Raw genomic sequence first — 26898 nt, 5'->3', positions numbered from 1 at the left:
CGCAGCGCGGCGGCCGGCAACGTCGTGACGTCCTACGCGGTCGTGACGTCCTACGCGGTCGTGACGTCCTACGCGGTCGTGACGTACTACGGGACCGTGGCGGTCAGGTGCCGACGTAGGTCGCGAGGTGCTCGCCGGTGAGGGTGGAGCGGGCGGCGACGAGGTCGGCGGGTGTGCCCTCGAAGACGATCCGACCCCCGTCGTGGCCGGCGCCGGGGCCGAGGTCGATGATCCAGTCGGCGTGCGCCATGACCGCCTGGTGGTGCTCGATGACGATGACCGACTTGCCGGCGTCGACGAGCCGGTCGAGCAGGCCGAGGAGCTGCTCGACGTCGGCGAGGTGGAGGCCGGCGGTCGGCTCGTCGAGGACGTAGACGGCGCCGTTGGCGGCCATGTGGGTGGCCAGCTTGAGCCGCTGCCGCTCGCCACCGGACAGTGTCGTGAGTGGTTGGCCGAGCGTGAGGTAGCCGAGCCCGACGTCGGCGAGCCGACCGAGGATGGCGGCTGCTGCCGGCGTACGCGCCTCACCGGCACCGAAGAACTCCACGGCCTCGGTCACCGACATCGCGAGCACCTCGCTGATGTCACGGCCGCCGAGGGTGTACTCCAGCACCGAGGCCTGGAACCGCTTCCCCCCGCACTCCTCGCAGGTGGTCGCGACGCCGGCCATCATCGCCAGGTCGGTGTAGATCACCCCGGCGCCGTTGCAGGTGGGGCACGCCCCCTCGGAGTTCGCGCTGAACAGCGCCGGCTTCACGCCGTTGGCCTTCGCGAACGCCTTGCGGATCGGGTCGAGCAGCCCCGTGTACGTCGCCGGGTTGCTCCGCCGCGAGCCACGGATTGGGGTCTGGTCGACCGACACCACCCCGTCCCGCCCGGAGACCGAGCCGTGGATCAACGAGCTCTTGCCCGAGCCCGCCACCCCCGTGACCGCGACGAGCACGCCGAGCGGGATGTCGACGTCGACGTCCCGCAGGTTGTGGGTGCTGGCGCCGCGTACCTCGAGCACTCCCGACGGCGTACGCACCGACGGCTTCAAGGAGGCCCGGTCGTCCAGGTGCCGCCCGGTGAGCGTGCCGCTGGCCCGCAGCCCGTCGACGGTGCCCTCGAAGACCACCTCCCCACCGCCGGTACCGGCGCCGGGGCCGAGGTCGACGACGTGGTCAGCGATCGCGATCGCCTCTGGCTTGTGCTCCACGACGAGCACCGTGTTGCCCTTGTCCCGCAGCCGTAGCAGCAGGTCGTTCATCCGCTGGATGTCATGGGGGTGCAGACCGATGGTGGGCTCGTCGAAGACATAGGTGACATCGGTGAGCGACGACCCGAGATGGCGGATCATCTTGGTTCGCTGTGCCTCGCCGCCCGACAGCGTGCCCGTCGGCCGGTCGAGCGAGAGGTAGCCCAGGCCGATCTCCACGAACGACTCGAGGCTGTGCTGCAGCGCGGCGAGCAGCGGTGCGACCGATGGTTCGTCGAGACCGCGCACCCAGTCAGCAAGGTCGCTGATCTGCATTGCGCACGCGTCGGCGATGTTGATGCCCTTGATCCGCGACGACCGGGCGGCGTCGCTGAGCCGGGTGCCGTCGCACTCGGGGCAGACGGTGAAGGTGACGGCCCGCTCCACGAAGGCGCGGATGTGTGGCTGCATCGCCTCCGTGTCCTTGGAGAGCATCGAGTTCCGGATCTTCGGGACCAAGCCCTCGTACGTGAGGTTGATCCCCTCGACCTTGATCTTGGTCGGCTCCTTGTAGAGAAGGTCGTGCAGTTCCTTCTTGGTGTACTTGCGGATTGGCTTGTCCGGGTCGAAGAAGCCGCAGCCTCGGAAGATGCGGCCGTACCAGCCGTCCATGCTGTACCCAGGGATCGTGAGCGCACCTTCGTTGAGCGACTTGCTGTCGTCGTACAGCGCGGACAGGTCGAAGTCGTTCACGCTGCCCATGCCCTCACAGCGCGGACACATGCCGCCGAGGCGGGTGAAGGTGGCCTTCTGCGCCCGGGCCTTGCCGGCACCGCGCTCGATGGTGATCGCACCGCTCGCTCGGACCGAGGGCACGTTGAAGGAGAACGCGTTGGGTGGGCCGATGTGCGGCTGCCCGAGCCGGCTGAAGAGAATACGCAGCATCGCGTTGGCGTCGGTCGCGGTGCCGACCGTGGAGCGGGGGTTTCCGCCCATCCGCTCCTGGTCGACGATGATCGCAGTCGTCAGCCCTTCGAGCACGTCGACCTCGGGCCGCGCCAGCGTCGGCATGAAGCCCTGCACGAAGGCGCTGTAAGTCTCGTTGATCAGTCGCTGCGACTCCGCGGCGATCGTGCCGAACACCAGAGAGCTCTTGCCCGAGCCGGAGACGCCGGTGAACACCGTAAGCCGGCGCTTAGGGATCTCGACGCTGACGTCCTTGAGATTGTTCTCGCGCGCGCCGTGCACGCGGATCAGATCGTGGCTGTCGGCAACGTGCAGCGCAGGCGACTGCGCGTCCGTACTCGTGGCCATGCTCATCGTGTCTCCATCTGTTGGACGGGGCCGCCTTCGCGGTCCCCATCGGCGTCGCCTGGCTCGATCTGACCAGCTTCGAGCGGTACATTTGGTTCTTCTTAGCTTCGGCCTGTTCTTCTTCGCTTCGGCCGGTTCTTCTCGCTTCGGTTTGTCGAGCGGCTGGCCCCGGCCACGCGGCGTGCCCGCCGAGGCGTCAGACCGACCAGTGGCCGTCGCGCATCAGCTCACGATCGGGCCGTTCGTTCACCTCGCGCCCGGCCCGGGTGCGGCGCGGGGAGATCCGGAACCAGCGGTCCGGGGTTGCCAGCGCACGCGGGTCGAAGCCTCGATCGTGGACACGTCGCGGGTGCGGCCCAGCCCAGCCGAACGGCTCGGCGTGCCTGACGCCACGCCGAGCCGCAGACCAGCCGCCGCTGGGCGCGGGGGCCGGGGTCGCACTCACCGGTCCTGAAGCAGCCCGAGGACGTTGCCATCGGGGTCGGTGATGCTGGCCACCAAACGGCCGCCACCGACGTCGCGGACGGGGTCCTTCACGGTGGCACCCGCGGCGGTCACCTCGGCCAGCTTCGCCTCGATGTCCGGCACGTGCCAGTAGGCCACCGGTGCGGTCATGCCCTGCGGTCCACCGCCCGGCACCAGCCCGATGTGCTGGCCCGCGGCCTCGAAGCCGACATAGTAGGAATCGTCGTGCTGCGGCGGTACGCCGAGCAGGGCGGTGTACACCTTCTTGGCCGTCTCCAGGTCGGAAACGGGATGCAGCACGGTCTTGATTCCCTGGGTGGAAGAGTCGGTCATGGTCACTCCTGAAGTCGTGGGTCTGGTCGGGATTGTCTGGCTCGGAGACAAATGGGAAGTTCGGAAATCGACAGCCCGATCGTCCCGGATGGGGATTTCGCCGTTGGCCGTTCGTGTTCACCGGGCAGTTGGCCGTTCGTCTCAACCGGGCCCAGCGCGGGAGAGAAGATCGCCTCCGGGTGGCCGCGATGGAAGGCCAGAGACCCGTCCTGGTCGTCGTGCGAGAGGAAGCTCGCGTGAACGGCGATGTCCATGACGATCACGCTAGCTGCGGCTCGGGAGTCAGCGCTTCTCGAATCCTGATCGGTCCGGTCAGCTGTTTCGCGACGGACGACGGGATCCCCGCCGTCGCGCGCTCGATGCGCCGTGTCATGAGGTAGCCGTACGGCGACTCGTCGTAGGCGCGCCGGAGTTGCGGCTGAAGCGGCCGGCTGACATGTACGCGCCGCACGCGGGCACCTCGACGTCCAGCGGCTGCGCGTACTCCCGGTCGGGCCGGTCGCGGACGCGGCGCAGTCGCGCGAGGTCGTGCAGGTGCTGCGCCACGGCGTGACCCGCAGCCCGATCCCGGCGGTGCGATACACCACCCGACCCGCAGCCGGATCTCGACGCCGAGGCATGGACCACACCTCATCACACCGGTCCGACAAAACCTGGCCGACGTTTGTGGTCACAGCGCCGGTGAGGCGATTCCTATGGTCTGTCACCGTCGGCTGTTCCACTGTGGATCATTCGCCTGTCAGCGTACCCTGACACCGGGGCCGCGGGGGTAGCGTGGCCCGCCCAGTTGCCCCTGGGAGGCATGGATGCCGCACGTCATCGACCCCCGGTTCCGTGACCGGCTCGTCACGCTGATGAAGGGCGCCGACATCAGCGCGAAGACTCTCGCAGCCAAGGTGCCGATGCAGCGTTCATACCTGAGCGAGATCATCAACGGCCGCAAGATGCCGAGCGAAGACATGGCCCGGAAGATCGACCAGGCCCTCAACGCCGGTGGCCAGCTCGCCAACCTCGTCGGTGTCGCCACTCTCGCCGGCGACCGCGACCACCTCGCGGACGCGGCCGTGTTCCCGCACCGCATCAGCGACACCACCCTCGATGCGCTCTCCCGCATCCTCAACGCCCAGCGCTACCTCGAGGACAGCGTCGGCGCGGCAGCCGTCATCGGCCCGGTCCTGCCACAGCTCGACACGATCCTCGCCATGGCCCGCAGTGCCCGCGGAACGATCCGAACCCGGGCTCTGTACGTCGCCGGCCAGTGGGCCCAGTACGCCGGTTGGCTGTACACGAGCCTGGGAGAGTGGGACGAAGCCCGCGTGTGGAACGGTCGCGCCCTGGAGTGGGCTGTCGAGATCGCCGACCCGGACCTCACCGCGACGGTCCTGTCGTACCAGGCACACGTCGCCTGGCTGAACCTGCACGTCGGAACCACCATCGGACTCGCCCGGGCGGCTCTGCGCGACGAGAGGGTGTACCCCGGCCAGCGCGCCTACGACGCCCTCCAGGCCGCCCGCGGCTACGCCTACAGCGGCGACATCATCGAGGCCGAGCGCCTCCTCGAAGCCGCCGACCGGATCATCGACCAGGTCGACGTCTGGGACGGTGAGACTCCTCCCTGGCAGTACTACCGCGAGCCGTGGCTCTGGGAGCTGGAGCGCGGCCTGGTCCACCTGTACCTCAACCGCTGGGAGCGCGGGCACGCCGAACGCGCGGTGGCGCACCTGTGCACCGGGTACCACGGGATGCCCGAGCAGATGCACGCCTCGGACTGGGCCGCTGAATACCGGGTCCACCTCGCCAACGCCTATGTGAAGGCCGATGCCCCGCACACCGCCCGCGAGGTGCTCGCCGGGGCCCGCCAGGTCGCCGAGGCGACCGAGTCGCGACGCGTGCTGTACCGAGTGGTCGACCTGGAGCGTCAGCTCCGCGACGCGATTTAGTTCGCTCGTTCGCTCGTTCGCTCGTTCGCTGGTGTGTTCGCGACCAGCGACATCCTGTGATCCGACCGCCGCACGCATGACCTTGGGATTAGGCGCGGCGCTCGTAGACCCTCCCTCCCTGCATGTCGCGGGCGCCGCGTCCCCTGTCCACTCAAGGGAGGCGATGCCAGTGCGATGGCCACGGTGGTTGAGACTGCGACGAAGGCGGCCGGACGAGTCCGCCATGCCGGCGGGGAAGCCGCCCGAGTGGCCGATGTGGCCGACCGAACAGATCCAGGTCCTGCCGGCGTTCAGACCTGAGGAGCCGGGGATCGTGCGGCCGTATGTGGAGCGCGAGTGCGACGGGTGAGCAGGGGAGTCAGTTGGTGCTGGCGTCCTCGCCGCTGTCCGGGCTCTGGAGGTCGACGAGGGCGCGCTCAACGCTGGCGGGATGGATGCACCTGTCCCCGCGTGCCAGGAGCCGGCGCATCGGCACCGGGGCGTTGAAACGGCCGGCGTCGGCGTACCGGCGGGCAGTGTTCGTGTCCACGTCGACCAGGTCGGCGACCTGTTTGACGGCTCAGTTACGGCCCACAAACGACCCTGAAGATCGGCGGTCAGCGCGGCTCCGTGGCGCGGCGCGCCGGATCATCAGTCGGTCTCGGCGATCAGGTAGATGTCCTTGTCCTTGCCGTTTGGGTCGACTACCAGGTAGATGCGCTTTCGCTCCCCGATGGCTTGGTCGTAGGCGGAGTAGGTGGCCGTCGGGTTGAAGGTCCAGCCATAACTCTCCGGCACGTCCCGGAAGTGGTAGTCAAGCTGGTCGCCCATGACGGCGTGTGGCTCGCTGGCTGAATCGTCGGTCATGCCGAGGCTGTGTACGAGGGTGTCGAGGCAGCTCGCGGAGGTGGTGAACCGGAGGTACAACTCGCCTCCGGACCCGACCAGCGACGTGTCCTCGGCGTACCGCAGGCGCTCGACGCCGCACGACAGCCGGATGCCGTATTGCGGCAGGATGTTCTTCTCCAAGTCGCGGTCGGCCAGGCGGACGACGTTGCTCGGTTGGGGATACTCACGAGGGTCCATTGGTCGCGTGTCTACCAGCATGGAGTACAGCACGCCCAGCAACGCCAACGGCACACCGAGTGTCAGCGCAGCCCACCACACTGGTCTCGGAACCCGACGCTTGCGAGCCGCCAGCTCCCTGTCCGCCATGGCGTCAGAACCTAGCCCTTCGGGGAGCGGGCCAGCTCCGGGGCCGCCACGATGCGCGGACTGGGGAGCGGCTTACGGACGCTGGCGGCCCCGGGTGACGGTCTGCTCCGTTTCGCCTGGTCGATGGCAGAGGGGAGGGCCGCCGAAGGCATGTTGGTTTCAACCGCCGCGCTTTCGGGGTGCCTTGACCGAAGTTGGCACGCGCTCCGAGCCAAGGTCAGCATGTACGTGCACGTGCTCCCCCGAGATCGAGCGGGCTTCGGCCGACGCCGTGACAGAGCATCTGTTCGGCTGATGGCTGTACGAATGGCTGTACAGGCAGTGTGGCGGAACCGTCCGTCAGCGGCCCGGCGACTGACCTGGCGGTATGCGTGCGCCCGGCAGGATTCGAACCTGCGACCTTAGGATTAGAAGTGAGGTCCTCCGGATTGACCGTGGCTTCTACCTTGAACTTTAGCGGCGGTCGGGTTGGCTCCACGGACTCTGGCGACGCGGGTGGGCTGTAGTTCGCTCCACGAATAGCTCCACGGTCCTGGTTTCCTGAGGGCCGCTGGCGGCCTGCAGGGGAGCCGGCTGCCAGTCACCGAGAGTTGCGTGGGTGGGTGTGCGGACCTCCCCGCACAGTACGGGCTGGGGTGCCGTCCCGTCGCCTGGTCATCGACATGCCCGGCGTTCTGCCGGGGCGCAAGGGATCGGGCGAAGCCCGACCGCGGAGCGGCCTGTCCCTTGCGGTCCGGCAGGTTGTCGGGCATCCCCTTAGGGCAGGGGAGGGGATGGCACGACCCGATCCAACCTACGGCCGCGGCGTTCGGACGGATCTTGCTGCTCCCGGAGCCTGCCTCGCCGGCGAGGCGTGGGGTTAAGTGTTGCCCCAAGACTAGATGCGTCGAGGACGCCAAACTACTCACAGTGCTGAACGAGCGCTCCGTCATGGTCGGCTTGATCGGCCAGCGAAACTGTGGGCGGACAGGCTCTCGGCGGCATCCTGGTTCCCTGTCGACCAACTGTCTCCGTGGCCCATAGTTTGCCGGCCAAGTTGCTCTCCTATTCGTGAGTCGGCGATGTTGAGCGCTGGCGAAGTTGTCGTTTGCTTGACTAGCAAAGGTCGATACGCGATACGCTCCCTCCACGACCTACGGGCAAGATCATGAAGGGGACACGGTGGCCGAGGCAGAGTGGAATATGGGCGACCTCGTCGTTCAATCGAGCGACATGGCGCTCATGAACGTTTCGGCGTTGGCGAGCTCTGGCGCCCTCGATCTGAGTCCACGGTTCCAGAGGCGCAACCGATGGGAACGGGACAGGCAGAGCCGCCTAATCGAGTCCTTCATTTTGAACGTTCCAGTGCCGCCTGTGTATTTGGCGGAGGAGCGACGCGGCAAGTTCTCAGTAATCGATGGCAAACAGCGTCTGACAGCTATCGCGAAATTCTTGAATAATGAGATCCGGCTTACGTCGCTCGTCTTCCTGCCCGACTTGGATGGCTTGTCCTTTGAAGAGTTGTCGCCCGCTCTGCAGAGCACCCTTAATATGCGTCCCCTGCGTGCCGTTACGGTGATGCGGCAGACGCCCGAATGGATGAAGTACGAAGTCTTTATTCGACTTAACACTGGCGGGCAGCCGCTCAATGCCCAAGAGGTTCGTAATGTGGCCTTTGCGGGGCCCCTAAATGATATGATCATCGAACTGGCGAATGACAAGTTTCTCCGCCAGCAGCTGAAAATTCGGTCGTCGGCTTCGCCCGCATATGCTGCCATGCTGGACGTTGAGTATGTTCTCCGCTTCCTGGCGTTGTCGAGCAATTGGCAAAGCTTCAGCGGAAGTTTGCGTTCTACCCTAGACGATTTCATGTTGAAGAATTACGAGGCGCTACCGCGTGACGTCGAAAGGTATGGGGAACGATTTACTCGGGCGATATCGGCATGCAGGGACATCTGGGGATCGTTGGCATTCAAGCGCTACGATTCCGGTTATTGGCGCGACCAGATGATAGGTGGCGTTTATGACGCACAAATGGTTGCTTGCGCCCTGGTCTCTGATGACACGCTTGAAATTGTGAAGAGGCGTAAGAAAAGAGCAACTGATGCAATGGTTGACCTCTTCGGTGATCCCGATTTCGACGCAGCTGTGCGAATTGGAACGAACACACCGTCACGTGTTCGGCTACGGATTGAATTCGTTCGCGATCTGCTGACTGTTGTCGCGGCGGAGTGAACCATGGCCGCGGTTGACGACCTCTTGCAGCGCCTTCGAGCAATTGACCGGGCCATTGACGCTCTTAGTGAGCCAGCGTTCAACGAGCAGGAGATTCAGGACCACCTCATTCGAGGAATAGCGGTCAATGGCCTCGTCTGTGTTGAATCCTTCTTGCGTACGCGAATGCGAGAGTGGGTATCTGCGCTAGCTGGCGCCAGAGTGCCGCCGTCGCGTTTGCCGGGTGGGACCAAGCAGTACGAGGATCGACTGATCGAAGTACTGCCGAGGAGTTTGCGCGACCAAGATGTTGTGCAACGGTCGGCGCTCCTTGACGAGGTTGGAAAGTCTCTCACATCGCTCTCGACCGGCATCTTTGTCCCGCATGCCCTTGCGTTCAGCTGGTCGGGATACAACGTTCAGTCTTCGGATATTGAGTCAATTGCGTCACTTGTTGGCGTGGAAAGAAATAAAGTGTGGTCAGATTTGACGCGAATCTGGCAGTTGGTTGATCAACAGTTTCCGGGAAACAGTAGTCTGAAGCGCGTGTTCGAGGAGGTTGCGGAGTTGCGCCATATCGCCGCACACTCAGCAAATCCGAATATCCCAATACCTAATCTTACTACGATTTCTCGGAATGTTAAAATCGTGTGCCTGTGTGTCGATATTCTCGCCTCATTTAAACTTCGGAATATAATGTATGTCCAAAGCTCTGGGGGTGTCAGAAGTCAGGCGCTGAGCATAAAGATACGCCGAATTGTGCGCGATGGAGGGAAGTGGCCCGAGTACGCTCCGGGAGTAAAGCGGGCGGCCAAGCGGCACAATTCTTTGGAAGAGGCGATGCAGCTCGCTGCTGGAAGGGCGCGATTGACTGGTGAGCTGGTGCTGGCGACGAACTCGGGTGACGTCGTTGACTGGTCGTGTCCGATCCCATGACCGTGATGGCATTTTGGGTTGGCGCTCACTGGCGGGTCTTCCTACGTGCGACGAGCGGGGCGATTAGCGTCTGAAATGCGCGGGGTTGGCACGTCGAGGCGGCCGCCGGGCTCGTGGGCCTCGATCGAACACCCGGCCGTGCCCTGGGCGACTCGAGTCATGACGCCTGGTCGATGGCGCTTGTGCCAGTCGACTGCCCTGGATCCGCTCGCTCGGTCGCTCTGGTATGCCTCGGACCAAGCGGCGCGGAGCGCTAACAACTCCTCGACGATCCAGGGGTGGAAGGACCAGCACTGACCGAGCGCGTCGGCGGTGCCGGGGTAGTGGATGAGTACCTGGTCCATCCACCCGACGAGTTCATCCAGAACTGCGGGTCGAGATGCGGCCAGCCAGGACTCCACGCCGACACGCCGGCCGTCCTCGGTATTGCCAGCGCCAACCGGGCGGTTGTCGGCAACCGCGGCCACGCGGTCCACGAGGTCAGCAATAACCCGGTGCGCGGTGTCGCCGGTCTCCTGGGCGCGGTCGATCTCGGCCCGGTGCTGGTCCACCTCTCGGCGCAGCTGCTCGACATCACGAGCCAGCGCGACGACTGCCGGATCCGGCGTTGGCCGGTTCATGCCGGCACCTCCGCGTCTGCGTCGGCCGGGCGCGGGTCAGTCACTGACACCCGCTCTGCGGCACGAACTGCCTTCCGGTCGGCGGCCGCAGCCCGGCGCACGTCGCGACGCTTCCAAGCGATTGGGGTGCGGGCGAGCGCGACCGGCATGCCGCGCCGGATGAGCAGGGCGTGGTGGTTCTTCAAACTGGCCAGGTGCGAGGCGGCGATGACCGGGTACCCGGCGCATGCTGGTCGACGTGACGTTGCCGTCGGCGTCGCGTACCACGGTCACCTCGTCACGCTCGCCGGCGAGCTGACCGAACATGGCAAGGTCGGACGCGTCCTTGGCGCCGCCGAAGACAAGCACGGCCGCAGCCGAGTTCACGATCATCGAGGCGCCAACGACGAAACCGAACCGGGGACCGGACCTGTGAGTGAACGGGGCCGATGAGCAATGTCCTAGAGCCAATTGACGCCGAGCGCGCTTCATCTCCGGCCTGTTCCGCCGTCTCGGGACGGAGGTCTTCAGGCCGCCGCCTTCCGTGTTCGGACGCCGCGAACGGCGGCGATGACGGCGAGGGCGATGGCGGTCATCTCGGCCTTGCCGATTATCTGACCGGGCACGTAGCGCCAGGTGTGGAAGGCGACGACGACAAACAGCACCGAGTCCACGACAAGGCCGGCGGTCGCGGCGAGGCTGTAGGCAACGAGCATGCGACGTCGCCGTAGCCAGGTGTAGACGGTGAAGTCGGCCAGTTCGCTAAACCCGAACGCGGCGGCCGAGGCGATGGCGAGTGTCGGTGTAGCGATGGCGTAGGCGAGTACGGTGCCGGCGGCCATCGCTGCGACGGTGGGAATGCGGCCGGCGAGGTCTTGAGCTGCGTTGCGCAGGGTGAGTGCGAGCCCGGCGAAGGCAACGCCGGCGGGGGCGACTTGGCCGAAGCCTACGGGGATGGGCCCGTGGTGGGCGACGGCCCAGTTGGCGGCACCGATCGTGGCGATGTAGGCGGCGAGGATGGCCGCTCCGAGCGTGGTGCGGGTGTTCAAGCGGCGAACTCCTTCGATAGCAGACTGGTGTGCGGCAGCGGTTGGCGGGGCGGTCACGCGACCATTACCCGGTGTCGGTCGTTGCCGGCCGCGGTTGCGCGAGCATAGTTCTCGACTAGCCGGAAGGGCCGAGGCACTCCCTGCCGGTAGACCCCATCTGGGTTGTCCCATTTGCATTCAGAGGGCCGTGATTGTCAACCGCGGTCGGGGGTCGCTGCCGGCTTCGATAACGGCTTGGACCAGTGTGGTCGGCAGTGTGGTCTGCGCCGCTACGTCGTGAACGCTGAACTGTTGCCCGGCGAGCAGGTCCACAGCTTTGCCTAGTAGCGATGGCGTCTCGCGCGGTCCGATGTCGCCGGGTTCGGGGTCGCCCCACTCGGCGAGTAGGTTCATGCCACGGCGGTAGCTGTGCTCGCGGTAGACACCTATGGCGTGACCGCGGTAGATCAGCGCCTTAAGGGAGATGCCCCAGCGACGCTTAAGTTCGTGCAGTCGGTCGAAATCGAGCCGAGTCGGTAGTTCGTCGCCTAACACGTTGGTGGGGGCGAGGAACTCGGAGGCGAACGCAGTGGCCTGCCGCTCCAGGATCTGGCTGCCGGGTTCGGCGTCGTGGTGCAGCAACAGGTGCGCTAGTTCGTGAGCGGCGTCCATCCGTGAGCGTGCCTTGTCGTTCTTGCTCGGGCTGGCGAACACATACGGGCGTTGGCCATACCAGTGCGAGAAGGCGTCGACCCGATCGGAAACCTCAGGCAGGGTCAGCACGATCACACCGTGGGCCTCAAGCAGTCGGACCATGTGCCCGACTGGACCGGCACCGACGCTGAATGCGTCTCGGGCTGAGGCGGCCACGGTTTGCAGGTCGGCTGAAGTGGAGGCGTCGGGCAGGTCGAGGTGGGGCAGTCGGAGTTCGGGGAGCCGGATATGGCTCTCGATAACCTCGACGACTCGGCGGGCGATCTCGCCGAACGCCTCGGCCTGGTCGCGCTCGGCCTGACTAGTAGCTCGCAAACTGCGGAAGTGGGCCTGCCCCGCCATCGCCGGCGCAGGGAAGGCCGCAGCGAAGAACTCCACAGGCATGGACAACGCCAGCGCCAGCCTGGCCAGTACTGCCGCCGAGGGGCGGACCTGGCCGAGTTCGTACTGGCTGATTGCTGCCGCCGTCACTCCGACCTGCCGGGCGAGTTCGTTTTTGCGCATCCGCCGCCACCGCCGCGCTAGTGACAGTGCCCGCGGCTGGAACGCTGCCGCGGCCACCGTGGGTGACACCGGTCCCCGTGCGCCACCTGTCATGAACTGACGATGGTGCCGGTGCGAGTGGCGCCTCGGCGGAGACGTAGCTGCATCTCGAGTTCGGGGATGGGCAACTCGTCGTGACGCTGACGCGGGATCTCACCCTCCGCGCTGCTTTCAGATGAGGCGGCGGAGGTGCGGGTCGGCTCGCCGAACCACAGTCGTACGTCGAACCAAGGCGAGCCACCGTCGCGGTTGTCGCGCGGTAGCCCGATGTAGGCTACTGCCTCGCCAGTGGCGATGTCGCCGGCGTGCGCCACTCGCAGGTGCCGCTTGCGCGGAACAACGCCGACGAACGCGGGACCGAACTGCCCGTCGTCATCAAGGGCGAGCTGCTCGGCCTGGCTGTTCTCCACGGCCCCACCGAGCCGGGCCTCACTGCCCTCCCATCGGATGGACTGCACGTTGCTGTCCAAGCCGCCTTGCAGTGAATACAGCCTCAGCACGTACCCAGCAGAGAGGATCGCGAGCGAGTTGTCCTCGATGCGCGTCTCCACGCACGGGAGGTCCTGGAAGGCTGCGGCGCCGAGGTTGACCAGGTTGCGCCACACGGTGGTGCCGAAGCTCATTGCGTCGTCGCCGAGGTCGGGCTCGTGCCGATCGGCGGTCCGCCGGTAGACCTGTTGGATCAACTCCGCCAGCCGGCCTAGCACACCGCGCTCGCTGAGAACCGTGACTGCCTCGCCCAGCAAATCCATGAGCTGAAACCTAGCAGGGGCACAGTTTGATGTTGGGAAAATCAAGTCCGACACGCTGGTGATCTTCATGTCGCCTGGTGGTCCGCCCGGTCGGGCGACCCTGAAGGTGGGCGGGGTTCAGGGCCGACCGCATCGACAGGGCTGACCCGGTAAGGTGCGTTGTCGGCCGAGATGGGGAAGTCCGAAAGTGCATCGGCAGTTCCAAGCGCCGCGCTGCACTTACTGGGGGAGATGTGGCCCACATGCGTCCCGTCGTGACGCTCGGCCTGTCGGCTCGTTGCTGGTCGTGGGCAGCCCATGCTGACCACCAGATCTCGACGAACCTGGCGGCGTGGGACCTTTCCGTCGTACCCCTCGTGTAGATAACGTAGTGGCGTTCTTGGCAGAAAGTGCGGCCCACTGATGGCAAGGGTTGGCGCAGTTTCACCGCGACCAGGAGAGGAAGAGGCCTGTAGATGGCGACGGAGAAGCCCAAGGCAGTTGTCCTGCTCAGTGGAGGTCTCGACTCCGCGACCGTGCTGGCCATTGCAGTTAATGAGGGGTTCGACGCCTACGCCTTGAGCTTCCGCTATGGTCAGCGCCACACGGTGGAACTGGATGCTGCCGGACGGGTGGCGCGTGCGCTGAGCGCCGCCCGGCACGTGGTCGCCGACATTGATCTGCGGGTGTTCGGGGGATCGGCGCTGACTGACGACAACCTCGCCGTACCGCATCACGACAGCGTCGACGACCTCGGCTCGGACATCCCCGTTACGTACGTGCCGGCACGCAACACGATCTTCTTGTCGTTCGCGCTTGCCTGGGCGGAGACGCTCGGTGCATCGGACGTCTTCATTGGGGTGAACGCACTCGATTACAGTGGCTACCCCGACTGCCGTCCGGAGTACATCGCCGCCTACGAGCTGATGGCTAACCTCGCGACCAAAGCGGGTGTCGAAGGCCGCCAACAGCTGAAGATCCACACGCCGTTGATCCAGTTGACGAAGGCGGAGACCATTCGCCGCGGTCTTGACCTTGGCGTTGACTACTCGTTGACCCACAGTTGCTACGACCCGGTCGACGGGCGCGCCTGCGGCTCCTGTGACTCGTGCCTGCTGCGCGGTCGCGGCTTTGCCGAACTCGGTTTGACGGACCCCGCATTGGCAGCGGCGAAGTGAGATCGCGGTACCGGGTCAAGGAGATCTTCTACACCTTGCAAGGTGAGGGCAGCCATGCCGGTCGACCGGCGGTGTTTTGCCGCTTCACCAGTTGCAATCTGTGGACTGGCCGTGAGTCTGACAGGCATCGAGCGATATGCCAGTTCTGTGACACCGACTTTGTCGGCACTGATGGCCCGGGCGGGGGACGGTTCAGCAGTCCGGCCGACCTCGCCTCAGCTATCGCGAGCACGTGGCAGGGCAAGGATCATGCCCGCAGCCGACCGTACGTCGTGTGCACGGGTGGGGAGCCGCTGTTGCAGCTCGACGCCGAAGCCGTCGAGGCGCTGCACCGTAAGGGCTTCGAGGTTGCTATCGAGACCAATGGGACCCGGCCGGCACCATCCGGGATCGACTGGGTCTGCGTTAGCCCCAAGGCGGGTGCTGATCTCGTGCTGACCAGCGGCGACGAACTGAAGTTAGTGTTCCCGCAGCCGGGCTTGGACCCGGAGCAGTTCGTCGAGCTGGACTTCACGCACCTGCGACTGCAGCCGATGGATGGGCCCGATCTGCCGGCGAACACTGAGGCTGCCATCGAGTACTGCCTTGCGCACCCGCAGTGGCAGCTCAGCCTCCAAACTCACAAGTACATAGGGATCCGATGATGGAGATCTTCCGCGAGTTCACCTTCGAGGCGGCCCACCGCCTACCGCAGGTACCTGAAGGCCACAAGTGCGCGCGACTGCATGGCCACTCGTATCGGGTCGAGGTCTACGTCAGTGGCGAGGTGGATCCGTCGGCCGGCTGGGTGATGGACTTCGCAGAACTCAAGGCCGCGTGGGCCCCGCTGGACAAGCAGCTTGACCATTACTACCTCAACGAGGTCCCAGGACTGGAAAACCCGACCAGCGAAAACCTGGCGGCGTGGATCTGGGATCGGCTCGCTGCGGCGTTGCCCCTGTCGAAGATCGTTGTCCGTGAGACGTGCACGTCGGGCTGCATCTACCGGGGGCCCGCGGCATGAACCTCGAGGACGTGCAGCAGCGGCAGGATCACCGCCGGCTCCCCATCGACGAGGTCGGCATCTCAGGTCTCCGTTACCCGATCACTGTCTGGGACCGTGACGAGGGGCAGCAGTCGACTATTGCAGAGTTCTCGCTGTCTGTAGACCTTGAGGCGAGTACCAAGGGCGCACACCTGAGCCGGTTCGTCGAAGACCTTCGCGACTATGCCGCGGGAAGCCCCCTGGGGCCGTCTTCAGTGGCTGAACTGGTCGTCAAGATTCGGGAACGCCAGCGCGCCGGCCGGGCGCGAATCGAGATCACGTTTCCGTTCTTCTCACACCGACCGGCGCCCGTGACCGGGGCAGGGGCACTGATGGATTACCAGTGCACCCTGGTGGCACAGAGTCAGGGCGACGAGGTCACGTGGCGCCTGGCCGTACGCGTTCCCGTCACCAGTGTCTGCCCTTGCAGTAAAGCGATCAGCGACTACGGCGCCCACAACCAGCGCGGCCATCTCACCTTGACCGTGAAACCGGCTACGGCAGGCCAAGCCGCAACCGTTTGGATCGACGACCTCATCGACCTCGGTGAGGCCTGCGGGTCGGCACCCGTGCGGCCGCTGGTCAAACGGCCCGACGAGCGTCACCTCACCATGGCCGCATTCGACAACCCCGTTTTCGTCGAAGACATGGTCCGCAACGCAGCTGACGCGCTGCGGAAGGACGACCGCATCGGCTGGTTCTCCGTGGAGGCGGTCAACGACGAAAGTATCCACAACCACGAGGCGTACGCACGCATCTACTCCACCGCAGTCGGCGCATCCGCTCCGAAGTCTGGGCGTGGGTAATGGGACAGCCGTTAACCGCACGTACTGCCAGCGGGCGGCTCCATATCGTGGTGACCTGCTCAAACCGCAAGACCCGGAAAGTACCGCCGCAACTTCACCTCGGCGTGGTGCCCGGTTCGACACCGACTGCACGCCGCCAGTGGTGGACTGGTCGTCTGTCGATCCCCCACCTGCCAGCCCAAGCGGCCCGGGACACCTATGCGGGCGAACACTGGTCCATCGCGACAACGCTTCCCGACCTGCACGCCGGTCCAGGAGGGGCGCGGCTATGGGTTGCCTCGGCAGGCTACGGCCTGATCCCCGCCGAAGCGCCGATCATGCCGTACTCCGCGACGTTCGCTGCCGGCCATGCCGACTCCGTGATAGGGCCGTCCATCACTGCTGACGAGTGGTGGCAAGAGTTGTCGACGTGGCCGGGCCCGATGCCCGGTGCGAGCCGTACAATTGCCGCTCTCGCGGCAACCGATCCGGACGCCACCTTTCTGCTGGTGCTGTCGCCGCCGTACCTGCGTGCGTGCCGACAGGACATACTGACAGCCGCCGAGAAGATCAATGACAGCGAACGGCTAATGGTCGTCTCTGTCGGTGCGGAGCGTTCAGGACCGATCGCCGATCTGCTCGTGCGAGCCGACGGCCGCCTCCAAGGACTCTTCGGTGGATCGAAGCTGAGCATCAATGTGCGGGTGGCTGCCCATATGATCAAGGCAGGTGCGCTCGCTCGCTCGGCCGCGTCCGCGGCGCTGACGGAGCTCGCCCGCACGCAACCTGCTCCCGTCGTGTTTTCGCGGCAACCGCTGTCGGACGCAGAGGTCACCGCCTACATCAGTCAGAGCTTGGCCGCTGACCCCAAGGCGTCAGCCACCCGGCTCCTGCGGACGCTTCGTGACTCCCAGTTGGCGTGCGAGCAGCATCGCTTCCACCGGCTCTACCGCGACCTGGTGGGAGGGGCCCATGGGCACGCGCGCTAGCGCGGTACTGAGCCGCCGAGCGGTGAGGATCACGCAGAGTCAGCGATCGCCGCTTTACCTGTTCAGTTTGACCGCCCGGGAGATCCTCGAGGTCGCTGACATCTCGCGGGTCAGCCGTGACAAGGGCGGCAAGCTCATTGGCTACCAGCGTCGAGAGGTCCGCCAGCACGTCCAGGAGATTGTCGACTATCTCGATGGCGACGACGTTCTGTTTCCGAACTCGATCATCATCGCGTTGCCGTCGTCGGTGAAGTTCGTCAGCAGTCGTGGTCTGCACGTGTCAGATGGGGTGGCGGTGGCGGGCAGCATAGAGATTCCGCTGCCCCAGCCGAACGAGCCAAAGCCGGGCTGGATCGTCGACGGCCAGCAGCGTGCCCTTGCCTTGGCGCGTTGCAAGCGAGATGACTTTCCCGTTCCAGTGAATGCCTTCGTGGCCGACTCCGTCGACCTGCAACGGGACCAGTTCGTTCGGGTCAACAACAGCAAACCGCTACCACGTGGGCTGGTTACCGAACTGCTGCCGGCCATCGACACCCCGCTGCCGCCACGCTTGTCGCTACGACAGACCCCATCCGCGCTGTGTGAGCTACTCAACCAAGCCAACGACTCTCCATTCGAAGGCTTGATCAAGCGACCGTCGACGGGCGCCGAGGAGCGGCGATCTGCAGTCATCACCGACACGAGCATCATCAACATGCTCGAGGAGAGCCTCAAGTCTTCCGCCGGCTGCCTCTTCCCATACCGCAACCTCACCAGCGGGGAGACCGACTTCGGCGGCGTGTGGGCCTGCCTGGTGCAGTACTGGAGCGCCGTACGCGACACCTTCCCAGGCGCGTGGGGCAAGGCTCCCACTCAGAGTCGGCTCATGCATGGCACTGGCATCCGCGCCATGGGCCGGCTCATGGACCGCATCATGGCCACCGTTGATCCTCAAAGTGCCGACGCGCCGCGCCGAGTGCGAGAGGAGTTGGCACTCATTGCTCCGTACTGTCGCTGGACCGAGGGAACCTGGGAAGCGCTCGGAATGCGGTGGAACGATCTTGAAAACGTTCCCCGCCATCTCAACGAACTGTCCAACTTCCTCATCCGTACGCATATCCAGGCCCGCTCCGCGGCGCAGCGCACCTCATAGAGGCCAGACATGAAGTTCTACTTTCCTGACAGCCAGGACATGATCAGCCCAACGTACGACTTCGTCCACGACGAGTACTCGCCGTACCGAGTCCGTCAGCGTGACGATCAGTACGCTCACGAGGCGTTAACCCCACGGCCCTACGACGGCATACTGGTCAGCAAGGCCATCGTCGACGGCTCCGTGCGCGGCGCGGGCAAATACACGGCGGCACAGCGCGAGCGGCTATACCGGCTGGGGGTTCGGACCTTCTTCCGCCTCCCTGACGGCGTCGCCACGCTCGGCGACTGCGGTGCCTTCAACTACGCCGATGAATATGAACCGCCCTACACCGTTGACGAGGTGCTCGACTTCTACGAGCGTTGCGGGTTCGACGCCGGTGTGAGCGTCGACCACGTCGTCTTCCAGTACGACGCGGCCCGCACCGAGGCCACCGCCGACCCGGATTGGGTCCGGCGCCGGCAGGTGTCCCTGCGCTACGCCGAGGACTTTCTGCGGGCCGGCAAGCGGCGGGGGAGCCGTGTCCAGCCTGTTGGAGCCGCTCAGGGCTGGAGCCCGGAAAGCTATGCCGACAGCGTGCTCCAACTGCATCAGATGGGATACGAGCGGATCGCCCTGGGTGGCATGGTGCCCCTGAAGAGCCCCGACATCATTGCCTGCCTCGAGGCCATCGCGGCCCTGGACATCGACAGACCGCAACTGCACCTGCTGGGCATCACCCGTGTTCGAGACATGGCCCGATTCGCTGAACTCGGTGTCACCAGCTTCGACAGCACCGCGCCGTTCCGCCAGGCGTTCATGGATGACCGCGATAACTACCAGACCGCTGACACCACCTACGTGGCTGTCCGAGTGCCGCAGGTTGACGCCAACGTTGCCCTCAAGCGTCGAGTATTGGCCGGCCACGTTGCGCAACGCGAGGCCATCGCTGCGGAACAACAGTGCCTGAAGTTGCTGCGCTCCTACGACCGAGGCGACGCGGACCTCGACACCGTGCTGGGCGCGCTCGGCGACTACGAAGAGGTCCTCGGGGTCAAGAAGTCGTACCTAGGCGACTATGCTCGGACCCTCGGCGACCGGCCCTGGGCGGCCTGCCCATGCTCGCTGTGTGCTGAGCACGGCGTTGAACTGGTCATCTTCCGTGGCACAGAACGCAACAAGCGCCGCGGCTTCCACAATCTTGCCGTCTTCGCGGAACGCGTCCACCAGCTCGGACTGTCCGCCGTCACCTCGAGGAGCAGCCGTGGCTGACCGATACGAACTCGTGCTGCCCGCTCTTGAAGTTCGGCAAGGTGAACGCCGGATCTACTCCTTCGCGGTTGACGGCAAGAAGCTGTCCGACTTCACGGCCGTGTCACGGGTACGGCGGGACCAGCAGCACGCGCTGAAGGGCTACCAGCGGCCAGAGGTCACCAGCCATATCCGGGCCATCCGCCGCTACCTCGAATCACCCGGCGCCATGCTGCCCAATGCGCTTGTCGTGGCCTTCGACGACCGGGTCCGGTTCGAACCGGCCTCCGGCAGCGCCGCTGTTTCGTATGCGCAATTGGGCGAGTTGATCGTACCCGTCGATGAGTCATGGGACGACGCCGAGAAGCCTGCCTGGTTGGTCGACGGGCAGCAGCGCACCGCGGCGGTACGCGACGCCGCTATCGACGAGTTCCCGCTCTGCGTCGTCGGTTTCCTTGCCGACAGTGATGCCGAACAGCGGTCGCAGTTCATCCTGGTGAACTCCACCAAGCCGCTCCCGGCCGGCCTCATCCACGAACTACTCCCGGCGACCCAGGGCGAACTACCGGTCCGCTACCTCCGCCGACGGCTTCCCGCCGAGGTGCTCGCCCGGCTGAACCTCGACGAGGACTCGCCCTTCTGGGGCCTAATCGCTACGCCGACCTCACCGAACGGCGTGATCAAGGACAACAGCATCCTCAAGATGCTCGAAAACAGCCTCTCCGACGGCGCGCTGTACCAGTACCGCGATCCCGCCACCGGAACCGGCGACGTCGACGCTATGGCGAAGCACGTGAAGACCTTCTGGACGCTGGTCAAGGCCTGCTTCCCGGACGCTTGGGGCCTGCTGCCGCGCCAGTCCCGGCTGATGCACGGGGTCGGAATCCAAGCCATGGGTTACGTCATGGACGCGCTGACCGACGGCGTCAAGGCGGGGCGCCTGCCGGTCAAGAAGATCGAGAAAATCCTTGCTGAGCTGTGGCCGGAAGCGGCCTGGACCTCCGGGACCTGGACGTTCGATGACGGAACCGAACGGCGGTGGAACTCGCTGCAGAACACGCCGAACGACATTCGGCTGCTGACGGATCACCTGTTGCGGCGCGTCCGACTGCTCTCTTAGCGGGCACATCCAGTCGCCTGCGTCGCACGCCGGTTGGAAGCGTACCGACGGGCGGTGCGGCACTTGCAGCGAGACCGTTTTGCCTCTTTGCCGCCGCCCCTTTGGGTGTAAATAGTACTTTTGGCCTACTCGATCGGCTGATTGGCGGTCTTGATTGTGCCTTGAGGTCGATACTCTTCGTAAGTGCCACGCAGCGTTTTCCCGAATATTCCGGCCGTCGGCAAGTTCGCGAAGGGCACCTCGGCGCGCGGTGCTGGCCCGCTCGTGGCAGTCGCCGATGGCGCGATCCGAGGAGGCCCCCCTCGGGTTTGCTCAGAATCCGTCGTCCTCGGCCGAATGGTCGCGGCGGGCGGGCTCCGGCCAGGCGGGATCGCCTCATCTGTCACCGGCTGCCCTCGGGGTCGGACGCTGTCAGGGTTCGGGAGCACGATGCAGGTCGATCGGCGTGGCGAAGTTGCGAAGTCGGAGGAGTAGGTGGGCCAGGTTGACGCCGGCTTTCTAAGGTCGACCCCAACGCAGCCAGCCCGCCTCTTCGTCTTCCCTGCTCACGAGGGTATTCCGAGCATCGTCTTCTCTCCGCATGGTGGTGTCGCATCGGATTGGATGTCGGGGTGAAGGCTCGGTCGGCAGGGCAGTTTGCGCTCTTTTCCATGCGGGAGCGGGGGCACCTGGCGGGACGATTCGTGCGCGAACTCGGGACCGACGACGGCTTGGCCTGGTGCCAGCGTGTTGAAGGAGGCGAGGCGCACCTGCTCTACATCGACATACCAGGCGTCGCTGAGGAGGTTCGTGTCGTCCCCAGCGACCGGGTCCGTGTGGCGACGCTGCGCCGCGGTGCTCGGGTTTGGGTACCCAGCAACATATTTGGGTGGCTCGCAGGTGAGGTGGCAGGGCATCTCAGCCGCGGCCGATACCTAGTGCGGGTTGCTGGTCTGTCCCGTGAGGTGCCGTTACTCGAGGACCAACTACGGGTTCGCTGGGACCGGCCGTTGACCGATCCGATCAGCGCAGTGGCCAAAGGGCTCTGCGACTCTCCGGAGTATTACGAGGCGCGCCGGCCCTTCGTCGACCAGTTGGTGCGTCAACGGAGCGCGTCCCGCGGATATTCGGCCGTGCTCTCGGCGCCGATCGAGTTGTACCAGCACCAACTCGACACCGTCTCTCGGGTGCTGTCGGACCCGGTACTCCGATACCTGCTGGCCGACGAGGTGGGATTGGGTAAGACTATCGAGGCCGGTTTAATCCTGCGCCAGTTGCTCCTCGACGACAGCCAAGCGACCGTCCTTGTGTCCGTCCCGGTCGAACTGGTCCATCAATGGGAAGGCGAACTTCGGAACCGGCTCCTCCTCGACGACGCCACCATGGAACGCCGGTTACGGTTGGTCCCCCATGATGAGACGGCCGACGAGAGTGGGATACGCCAGCATTCGCTCGTCGTCGTGGATGAGGCACACCGCCTAATTCCTCATTTCTCGCGCAGACCAGAGCTCCGGGAGGACCTGTTACACACGAAGGGCCTGTTGCTACTGTCGGCGACCCCGTTGCACGGGCACATCTCCGCTTTCCTCGACTTGCTTAACCTGGTCGATCCCGCTGCCTTCCCGCGCGACGACCTCGATGGTTTCCGTGAGCGGGTAGAACAGCGGGAGAGAGAAGCCACTAGTCTGCAAGTCCTCGCCTCGCGGCGAGCGAACCTCCGGCAGCGCGGCGCCGTGCTCGACGGTTTGTTGGTGCGCCACGGCGTCGACCCCGTTGTCGCAGCACTCGTACAAGAATGCCGATCAACGGATGACCTGACTGCGCCGGCTTGGTCGGATCTGATCAATTATGTGCGGGAGACCTATCGCATTAGTCGACGCATGATCCGGCACCGGAGGAACAGCGCTACCACGGAGGAGTACCCCGTGGCCGGCCGACAGGCCACTGTGGTGGCCATTGCCGACCCGGCGCGAGCCGTTGTTGACGAGTTTCTTGAGCAGTACCGCGATCATCTCGTCGGGCGGTCCGCCTGCCTGCCCTTTGCCCAGGCGGTCCTATACGGGCTCGGTGGCCCGCGCGCGTTGATGCATCACCTCGAGCGACGCCTGGCGGCCGAACCGGACAGTCCGGAGGCAGTGCCTTTGCTGGACCGAGCACTTCTCGAGGCCACCGTCGCGCGCCTCCAGTTGACCGATACCAGTACCCGCCTGCGGTTGGCCATCGAGGTCGTCCAGGAGCGTTTGGACCGCAACCTCAAAGTCGTTGTCATCGGTACATCGTCGGATATTGCCCGAGAGTTTTTAGAATTCGCCAAAACCCAATGGGACGGCCTCGTCGTGGAACACCTAAGCGGCGTTGAGCGGGACATGGGGGAGAGAAACGTCTGGTCATTCCTTACCGGACCCGGCGGTCGAGTGCTGGTCGGGGACCACACTCTCGAGGAGGGGCGCAATCTGCAGGATGCGCAGGTGCTGGTGAACCTGGACCTGCCGCTTGACCCGAATCGCTTGGAGCAGCGAATCGGACGCCTGGACCGGTTCGCCCGGCGGACCCAACCCGCGGAGATCGTCGCCTTCACCGAGCCCGACAGCGACTGGGTTACCGCGCACCTGCGGTTGCTCGACGAAGGCATCGGAGTGTTCGATCAATCGGTTGCAACGCTGCAGCGCAAGCTGGGTGAGCTGTTTGAAGATGTGCTCGGCCGACTGCCGTGCGAAGGTAGCCGTGCGTTCGACGTGGATCTGCCGGCCCTTCGAGCCAGCCTCGAGGATGAACGCGTGGAGATCGACCTCCTCGAAGAACTTGAGTCTGTAACGGCCGCGTCCGACTTCGACGAGGCTGGTCTTGCGGAACTTCGCGACGCTGAGAGAGATGTCGCCGGGCTGCGAGCGTCTTTCGCTCGCCTTACCTCAGCGCGCGGCGGAATCGGTCTGCGCCCGCAGGAGGACCCGCGCACAGGCCTCGTTCGTTTCGGTGTCGAACACGGCGACGTAATCTCCGGCGTACCGGACGATCGCGCAGAGGAACTGCTGCCGCTGCTTGCGCGCCCGCGCACCTATGCCCGCGACGTGGCGATAAGCCGTGGGGGCGCGGCGCCCCTTCGGATCGGGGACCCGCTCGTCGACTGGCTCGCAGACTACCTACACGCGGATGAACGAGGCCGTGCACGCGCGGTTCTCAGGCGTTACGCAGGAGTGCGCGAAGCAGCATTGTGGTTGGCGTGCGACTTTCTCATCGAGTTCGATCCGGCCTACCTTGGCGCGGCGGACAAGGCCGCCCGTCGACGTCTCCGCCGTCGCGGTGACGCACTCCTCCCGCCGACCATCGTTCGTACCTGGACCGATTCAGTTGGCGCAGCGCCGATCATCCTGGAACGGGAAGTGTTGGCGTTACCGTTCGATCAAGGTTCCGACCTTGTCATACGGGGACAGGTGTGGAACGACGTGTTGTCGGCGCTGCCTGACTGGCGACAACTATGCCGGGCAAGCGGCGAGGCCGCTTTCGATCAGGTGCAGGCAATGCCGATCCTCACCAGCGTGCCGATGGTGGCGGCCGAACGTGCGTCCCAGGAGGCTGCAGCGCGCCTTGCCGTCCTGCACGCCAGGTCTCAGTGGCTACGCTCTGCATCGGAGCGAGCAAGCGCAGAACGCGAGCTCAAGCGCGAGGAGTTGCTCGGGCAGGCTCTGGTGCAGGGAACCCTGCGCCCAGCCGTTTCGATCATCGCTTGTGGCGCCGTCGTTCTTTGGCCCGCCTCATGACATCGGAACGGGCCTCGATCGACCACGATGAAATTTTGCTTGGCATCCTTGGCGGCTCGGCCGAGGTTGATGCGCCGCCGTTCCAGGACGACCTGTATGCGCGACTGGCGCAGGTTTGCCGGGAAGCGGAGAGCAGTGATATCGACCTTGCTGTGCTCGTCCGTCACCTACTGCGGAGGTGGTCACTGCGTGATGGCCGAAGCGTCCGGGTCGTCACGGCGGCCTCCGTTTCCATCCGGCTGCGCCGATTCGCCGCAACGGTCGACCTTCGTGAGTATCCCTCGAATACCTGGTCCGCAACTGACTGGCAGCCCGAATGGCTCGATGCGTTGGGAGTGCCAGACGCCGCGGCGGCGGCGGGCACCAACTCGGGCCGACGGTTTCATGGGGGCGAACTGGCTGCTGATCCGTTCTTCGAACAGAGCACAGGGTACGCCAGTTACCGTACGCCGGGGCAGCGGGCGGCCTGCCGAGCGGTGGTTTCCGCCCCGCGCGGCAGCACGGTCGTCGCGATGCTGCCTACCGGTTCCGGTAAGACAGAGGTCGCGCTGTGCTTGGCGGATCAGCACCGGTTCGCAGTGACCCTCATAGTCGTCCCGACTGTCGCCTTGGCCTATGATTTCGAGCGGCGATTTAGGGATCACTACGCGCGTCGTTATCCTCGGGCGGACAAGGCATCTTTGCACTTCGCCTGGACGGCCAGCACCGGCGAGGAGTTGCGGGACCGGTTGCGGTCCCGGATCCGTGATGGCAGGCAGCCCATCCTCATTACGTCGCCAGAGTCGGTTAGCCGCGCGCTTCGTTCGTTGTTGATGGACGCCGCCGCGACGGGACGTCTTGGCGGCCTGGTAATTGACGAAGCACACCTCGTCACCCAATGGGGGCGCGACTTTCGCCCCGAGTTCCGCACGCTCGCTCACCTCCGTGACGAGCTACTCCAACAAGCCATCGACGCTGGGCACCCCAGACCGACGACGCTGCTACTTAGTGCCACGCTGGGCCCGTACGAACTGCGGGACCTGCACGCTCTGTTCGGCGAGCCCGGACCGTGCACGCTGGTGGCGGCCAACGCGCTGCGGGCCGAGCCCGACCTGTGGGTGGCAGAAGCGAACACCGGACAGCAGCGCGAGGAGTGGGTGCTGGAGGCGCTCGCCCATCTTCCACGGCCGGCTGTTTTGTATGTCACGTCGCCGGATAGGGCTGAAGAGTGGTTCGCGCGGTTGCAACGTGCTGGTTATCGACGGCTCGCAGTGGTGACGAGCCGAACCAGTCACGAGGACCGTTCGCGCACTCTGGCCGGGCTACGCGCGATAGACAGCAACGCGAGCTCCGTCGACCTGGTCGTTGCAACGTCTGCATTCGGCCTGGGTATCGACTACCCGCACGTACGCAGCGTGGTGCACGCCTGCCTGCCAGAAACCGTGGATCGCTGGTACCAGGAGTTGGGGCGAGGCGGCCGCGACGGGCATGCCTCGACCGCGCTCCTGCTGACGGCACCCGGAGACCGCGGAGAAGCGACAACGCTCGTAACGAAGGTGCTTACCGACAAAACTGCGTTGAAACGTTGGTCGGACCTGTGGGACCACCGTCAGATGCTGGGGGACAGGGCTTTCGTGGACCTCGAGGGAAGCCGAGGCTCCGTTACCCGAGGTTCGTACAACCACCGCTGGAACGCCCAGCTCGTACAGGGGTTGGTCGAGTTGGAGGCGCTCAGCCGGCAGCCGACGGATGTCGAAGATCGACAGGAGTTGACAGACGAGAGCGGGCAACACCGCGACTGGATGTCCATCGAGTTACGCCGGGCTGATCTACGCAGTATGACCTTTTGGTCCGAGCGTTGGACGCCATGGCAGCAGGCGGAGTCGGAGAGGTCGAAGCAAGCGCTGAAAATGGTCGTCTCGTTGGTCAGCGGGTCGGTGCCGGCGTGCGAGGCGATCGCACAGTCCTACCGTCCGGACGCGGAAACGTACCGACGTTTCGGCCGGGCAGCGGAGGGCGTTGAGCCGCTGGCCCCGTGCGGCAGGTGCCCCGGGTGCCGACAGGCCGGCATCGTACCGCCAGAAGATCCGCCGCCGCGACCAGCGCAGGTTTGGCCGCTTCCGGATGATGCCACCCCTCGGCTAGACGACCTTGCGGAAGCCGCCGGCGCCCAGGATGGGCTGGTGCTGTTGGTGACTGACGACCACAGCCAGGTCGCCCACCGTCTCGCACAAGCGTTGATCCGTCGGGGCGTGCGTCACCTAGCCGGACCGATCGGAGACCCTGTCCAGCATCAAGACTGGCTCTTCATCGATCCCCTCCCCATCGGGCCTTCCGACTTGACGCCCTGCTCGTCTTTCGTCGTATACCCCCCGACAAGCCGAGTCTCTAGCCTGTGGTTGAGCCCTCGGGCTCGACTGGCCCTCCGCGAGCACGCGCCACCTGCGTTCGACGTGCTACTCCTTGCTCGAGGCGCGACCGTGGGAAACCGCCACCCGGGCCGCGATCTTCCGGCGCTCGACGCACTCACTGCTCTGCACGTCTTAGGAGCCTGACC

At 65.3% G+C, this 26898-nt stretch carries 22 protein-coding genes and 1 pseudogene; 13 read left to right on the top strand and 10 right to left on the bottom strand.

Annotated features, from left to right (window positions below; all coding sequences use genetic code 11):
- Positions 1-103: 103 nt before the first annotated feature.
- From HC031_RS14265 to HC031_RS14245, 4 genes and pseudogenes are all read right to left on the bottom strand, one after another.
- The gene (locus tag HC031_RS14265; protein ID WP_420813635.1) at positions 104-2497 is read right to left on the bottom strand and encodes an ATP-binding cassette domain-containing protein; all 2394 of its coding nucleotides are present in this window, start codon (positions 2495-2497) and stop codon (positions 104-106) included.
- A 435-nt stretch (positions 2498-2932) separates the two neighbouring features.
- Positions 2933-3289 carry a VOC family protein gene (locus HC031_RS14255; RefSeq protein WP_167925769.1) on the bottom strand — a complete coding sequence of 119 codons (357 nt, stop codon included), beginning with the start codon at positions 3287-3289 and terminating at the stop codon, positions 2933-2935.
- Positions 3290-3291: 2 nt separating this feature from the next.
- On the bottom strand, positions 3292-3543 hold the full coding sequence (locus tag HC031_RS14250) for a hypothetical protein (protein ID WP_167925768.1): 252 nt from the start codon (positions 3541-3543) through the stop codon (positions 3292-3294).
- A gap of 5 nt (positions 3544-3548) precedes the next feature.
- Positions 3549-3835, bottom strand: a pseudogene (locus HC031_RS14245) (hypothetical protein).
- Between the two features lie 260 nt (positions 3836-4095).
- Here HC031_RS14245 and HC031_RS14240 point away from each other — a divergent pair.
- Positions 4096-5229 carry a helix-turn-helix domain-containing protein gene (locus HC031_RS14240; protein ID WP_167925767.1) on the top strand — a complete coding sequence of 378 codons (1134 nt, stop codon included), beginning with the start codon at positions 4096-4098 and terminating at the stop codon, positions 5227-5229.
- Positions 5230-5587: 358 nt separating this feature from the next.
- On the opposite strand, the gene HC031_RS14235 is transcribed toward HC031_RS14240, so the two are convergent.
- On the bottom strand, positions 5588-5758 hold the full coding sequence (locus HC031_RS14235) for a hypothetical protein (RefSeq protein ID WP_167925766.1): 171 nt from the start codon (positions 5756-5758) through the stop codon (positions 5588-5590).
- Between the two features lie 101 nt (positions 5759-5859).
- On the bottom strand, positions 5860-6294 hold the full coding sequence (locus tag HC031_RS14230; protein ID WP_167925765.1) for a hypothetical protein: 435 nt from the start codon (positions 6292-6294) through the stop codon (positions 5860-5862).
- A 1290-nt stretch (positions 6295-7584) separates the two neighbouring features.
- Between HC031_RS14230 and HC031_RS14225 the strand changes: the two genes are divergently transcribed.
- A complete protein-coding gene (locus tag HC031_RS14225) occupies positions 7585-8637 on the top strand; it encodes a GmrSD restriction endonuclease domain-containing protein (RefSeq protein ID WP_205862723.1) in 1053 nt (350 codons plus the stop codon).
- A 3-nt stretch (positions 8638-8640) separates the two neighbouring features.
- The gene (locus HC031_RS14220) at positions 8641-9552 is read left to right on the top strand and encodes a hypothetical protein (RefSeq protein ID WP_167925764.1); all 912 of its coding nucleotides are present in this window, start codon (positions 8641-8643) and stop codon (positions 9550-9552) included.
- A 41-nt stretch (positions 9553-9593) separates the two neighbouring features.
- Here the strand turns inward: HC031_RS14220 and HC031_RS14215 are convergent, their stop codons facing one another.
- The 4 genes from HC031_RS14215 to HC031_RS14200 form a co-directional block, all read right to left on the bottom strand.
- Positions 9594-10172, bottom strand: coding sequence for a hypothetical protein (locus tag HC031_RS14215; RefSeq protein ID WP_167925763.1), 579 nt, complete (start codon positions 10170-10172; stop codon positions 9594-9596).
- Positions 10173-10678: 506 nt separating this feature from the next.
- Positions 10679-11200 (bottom strand): VUT family protein, encoded by a 522-nt coding sequence (locus tag HC031_RS14210; protein ID WP_205862722.1) that lies wholly within the window; start codon positions 11198-11200, stop codon positions 10679-10681.
- 177 nt (positions 11201-11377) lie between these two features.
- Positions 11378-12490: an XRE family transcriptional regulator gene (locus tag HC031_RS14205; protein WP_277349693.1), complete on the bottom strand. Its 1113-nt coding sequence runs from the start codon at positions 12488-12490 to the stop codon at positions 11378-11380.
- Positions 12487-13188, bottom strand: a complete 702-nt coding sequence (locus HC031_RS14200) for a hypothetical protein (protein WP_167925761.1) — start codon at positions 13186-13188, stop codon at positions 12487-12489. Before HC031_RS14200 ends, HC031_RS14205 begins: the two co-directional genes overlap by 4 nt.
- Positions 13189-13643: 455 nt before the next feature.
- Between HC031_RS14200 and queC the strand changes: the two genes are divergently transcribed.
- From queC to dpdF, 10 genes are all read left to right on the top strand, one after another.
- Positions 13644-14345 (top strand): 7-cyano-7-deazaguanine synthase QueC, encoded by a 702-nt coding sequence (queC, locus tag HC031_RS14195; protein ID WP_167925760.1) that lies wholly within the window; start codon positions 13644-13646, stop codon positions 14343-14345.
- Complete coding sequence (queE, locus tag HC031_RS14190; RefSeq protein ID WP_338090653.1) at positions 14276-14989, top strand: 7-carboxy-7-deazaguanine synthase; 714 nt, start codon at positions 14276-14278, stop codon at positions 14987-14989. Before queC ends, queE begins: the two co-directional genes overlap by 70 nt.
- A complete protein-coding gene (gene queD, locus HC031_RS14185) occupies positions 14989-15348 on the top strand; it encodes a 6-carboxytetrahydropterin synthase QueD (protein ID WP_167925758.1) in 360 nt (119 codons plus the stop codon). The genes queE and queD overlap by 1 nt, the downstream gene beginning before the upstream one ends.
- Complete coding sequence (gene folE2 / locus HC031_RS14180; protein ID WP_167925757.1) at positions 15345-16175, top strand: GTP cyclohydrolase FolE2; 831 nt, start codon at positions 15345-15347, stop codon at positions 16173-16175. Before queD ends, folE2 begins: the two co-directional genes overlap by 4 nt.
- Positions 16175-17143 carry a hypothetical protein gene (locus HC031_RS14175; protein WP_167925756.1) on the top strand — a complete coding sequence of 323 codons (969 nt, stop codon included), beginning with the start codon at positions 16175-16177 and terminating at the stop codon, positions 17141-17143. The genes folE2 and HC031_RS14175 overlap by 1 nt, the downstream gene beginning before the upstream one ends.
- Positions 17127-18275 (top strand): DGQHR domain-containing protein DpdB, encoded by a 1149-nt coding sequence (dbpB, locus tag HC031_RS14170; protein WP_167925755.1) that lies wholly within the window; start codon positions 17127-17129, stop codon positions 18273-18275. The genes HC031_RS14175 and dbpB (HC031_RS14170) overlap by 17 nt, the downstream gene beginning before the upstream one ends.
- 9 nt (positions 18276-18284) lie before the next feature.
- The gene (gene dpdA, locus HC031_RS14165) at positions 18285-19526 is read left to right on the top strand and encodes a tRNA-guanine transglycosylase DpdA (RefSeq protein ID WP_167925754.1); all 1242 of its coding nucleotides are present in this window, start codon (positions 18285-18287) and stop codon (positions 19524-19526) included.
- Positions 19519-20625 (top strand): DGQHR domain-containing protein DpdB, encoded by a 1107-nt coding sequence (dbpB, locus tag HC031_RS14160; protein WP_167925753.1) that lies wholly within the window; start codon positions 19519-19521, stop codon positions 20623-20625. The genes dpdA and dbpB (HC031_RS14160) overlap by 8 nt, the downstream gene beginning before the upstream one ends.
- Positions 20626-21275: 650 nt before the next feature.
- Positions 21276-24362: a protein DpdE gene (gene dpdE, locus HC031_RS14155; RefSeq protein WP_277349692.1), complete on the top strand. Its 3087-nt coding sequence runs from the start codon at positions 21276-21278 to the stop codon at positions 24360-24362.
- Positions 24359-26896 (top strand): protein DpdF, encoded by a 2538-nt coding sequence (dpdF, locus tag HC031_RS14150; RefSeq protein WP_167925751.1) that lies wholly within the window; start codon positions 24359-24361, stop codon positions 26894-26896. The genes dpdE and dpdF overlap by 4 nt, the downstream gene beginning before the upstream one ends.
- The last annotated feature ends 2 nt before the right edge of the window (positions 26897-26898 follow it).

The sequence above is a fragment of the Planosporangium thailandense genome, from assembly GCF_011947195.1.
In the GTDB taxonomy this organism is placed as follows: Bacteria; Actinomycetota; Actinomycetes; order Mycobacteriales; family Micromonosporaceae; genus Planosporangium; species Planosporangium thailandense.
This window is presented reverse-complemented; position numbering and strand designations above follow the sequence as displayed.